The sequence below is a fragment of the Marinoscillum furvescens DSM 4134 genome, assembly GCF_003386095.1.
Classification (GTDB): Bacteria; Bacteroidota; Bacteroidia; order Cytophagales; family Cyclobacteriaceae; genus Marinoscillum; species Marinoscillum furvescens.
In genome coordinates this window covers 1-2,500 of sequence record NZ_QREG01000042.1, presented here as the reverse complement: position 1 = coordinate 2,500, position 2,500 = coordinate 1, and the positions used below count along the sequence as shown (strand labels likewise).

2 rRNA genes (1 of these 2 cut by a window edge) are annotated in these 2,500 nt (G+C 49.7%); both read left to right on the top strand.

What is annotated here, in order from left to right:
* Nucleotides 1-2,224, top strand: a 23S ribosomal RNA gene (locus tag C7460_RS23195); it begins 645 nt to the left of the window's first position.
* Nucleotides 2,225-2,339: 115 nt separating this feature from the next.
* Nucleotides 2,340-2,451, top strand: a 5S ribosomal RNA gene (rrf, locus tag C7460_RS23190).
* Nucleotides 2,452-2,500 lie beyond the last annotated feature (49 nt).

Sequence of the window (2,500 nt, the reverse complement as noted above, 5' to 3'; positions counted from 1 at the left end):
AGCCGGAGCGAAAGCGAGTCTTAACAGGGCGATTAGTCAGCAGTAGTAGACGCGAAACTTGGTGATCTACCCATGAGCAGGGTGAAGTGTAGGTAACACTACATGGAGGCCCGAACCAGTATACGTTGAAAAGTATTTGGATGACTTGTGGGTAGGGGTGAAAGGCCAATCAAACTGAGAGATAGCTCGTACTCCCCGAAATGCTTTTAGGAGCAGCGTATGGGTGAGTTTACTAGAGGTAGAGCTACCAATTGGACTAGGGGGAGTCAAATCCTACCAAATCCAGATGAACTCCGAATGCTAGTAAATATACCATACAGTGAGGGTTGGGGTGCTAAGGTCCCAATCCGAGAGGGAAAGAACCCAGACCTACAGCTAAGGTCCCAAAATCTACGCTAAGTTGAACTAAGGAGGTCCAGTTGCTTAGACAGCCAGGATGTTGGCTTGGAAGCAGCCATTCATTTAAAGAGTGCGTAACAGCTCACTGGTCGAGCGACAGGGCATCGATAATAATCGGGCATCAAGTGTAGTACCGAAGCTTAGGATGTATTTATACATGGTAGGGGAGCATTCTCTAGGCGGTGAAGGTGTGCTGTGAGGCATGCTGGAGCGTAGAGAAGCGCAAATGTAGGCATAAGTAACGATAATGCGGGCGAGAAACCCGCACACCGATAGACTAAGGTTTCCCCGGCAATGCTAATCAGCCGGGGGTTAGTCAGGACCTAAGGCGAACCCGAAGGGGGTAGTCGATGGCCAACGGGTTAATATTCCCGTACCACCTTTATTTTCGATGGGGTGACGGAGTAGTGAAAGTACCGCCTGCTGACGGAATAGCAGGTTGAAGGGTGTAGGTATTAGAGGAGTAGGCAAATCCGCTCCACTAGCTGAACCTGATAGTACCGCAATCCTACGGGAGCGCGGATAGTGTACCTAATCAGACTTCCGAGAAAAACCTCTAAGGCTAGGATAAAGGTGCCTGTACCGTAAACCGACACAGGTAGTCAAGGAGAGAATCCTGAGGTGCTCGAGTGATTCATGGCTAAGGAACTAGGCAAAATGGCCCTGTAACTTCGGGAGAAGGGGCCCTCGTAGCAATACGAGGCGCAGTGAAAAGGCCCAGGCGACTGTTTACCAAAAACACATGGCTTTGCGAAATTGAAAGATGATGTATAAGGCCTGACACCTGCCCGGTGCTGGAAGGTTAAGGGGGGGAGTTAGCTTCGGCGAAGCTCTGAACTGAAGCCCCAGTAAACGGCGGCCGTAACTATAACGGTCCTAAGGTAGCGAAATTCCTTGTCGGGTAAGTTCCGACCTGCACGAATGGTGTAACGATCTGGGCACTGTCTCGGCCATGAGCTCGGTGAAATTGTAGTAGCGGTGAAGATGCCGCTTACTCGCAACGGGACGGAAAGACCCCGTGAACCTTTACTATAGCTTCACATTGGTATTGGGTAAATGATGTGTAGGATAGGCGGGAGACTCTGAAGCTGCGTCGCTAGGCGTGGTGGAGTCGTTGGTGAAATACCGCCCTTTATTTATCTGATGCCTAATCCAGTAATGGAGACAGTGTGTGGTGGGTAGTTTGACTGGGGTGGTCGCCTCCAAAAGTGTAACGGAGGCTTTCAAAGGTACCCTCAGCATGTTTGGTAATCATGCGTGGAGCGCAATAGCATAAGGGTGCTTGACTGTGAGGCCTACAAGCCGATCAGGGTCGAAAGACGGATATAGTGATCCGGTGGTTCTGTATGGAAGGGCCATCGCTCAAAGGATAAAAGGTACTCCGGGGATAACAGGCTGATCTCCCCCAAGAGCTCACATCGACGGGGAGGTTTGGCACCTCGATGTCGGCTCGTCACATCCTGGGGCTGGAGAAGGTCCCAAGGGTTGGGCTGTTCGCCCATTAAAGTGGCACGCGAGCTGGGTTCAGAACGTCGTGAGACAGTTCGGTCCCTATCTGTTGCGAGCGTAAGAAACTTGAGAAGATCTGTCTTTAGTACGAGAGGACCGAGATGGACTAACCGCTGGTGTACCAGTTGTCTCGCCAGGGGCACTGCTGGGTAGCTACGTTGGGAAGGGATAAGCGCTGAAAGCATCTAAGCGCGAAACCCACTTCAAGATGAGGTTTCTTTAAAGGGACGTTATAGATGATGACGTTGATAGGCTGCAGGTATATAGGTAGTGATATCAGAGCTGAGCAGTACTAATTACCCGTAAGCTTTCTAGTTACGTCCATCCTTATGCAGGATGGAGACGATAAACTTGCTTTTGTTTTTTCAGAGAATCTTTCACATAAAAATGTCATAAGAAATTTAGTGATCAGAAGAGGTCACAGAAGAGTTTATGGTGATTATTGCGGCGGGGTCCACCTCTTACCATTCCGAACAGAGAAGTTAAGCCCGCCAGCGCTGATGGTACTGCAGTAAAATGTGGGAGAGTAAGTCGTTGCCAGTCTTTATCAAAGGGTAGTTCTTAATTGAGCTACCCTTTTTTTATGCGCTAG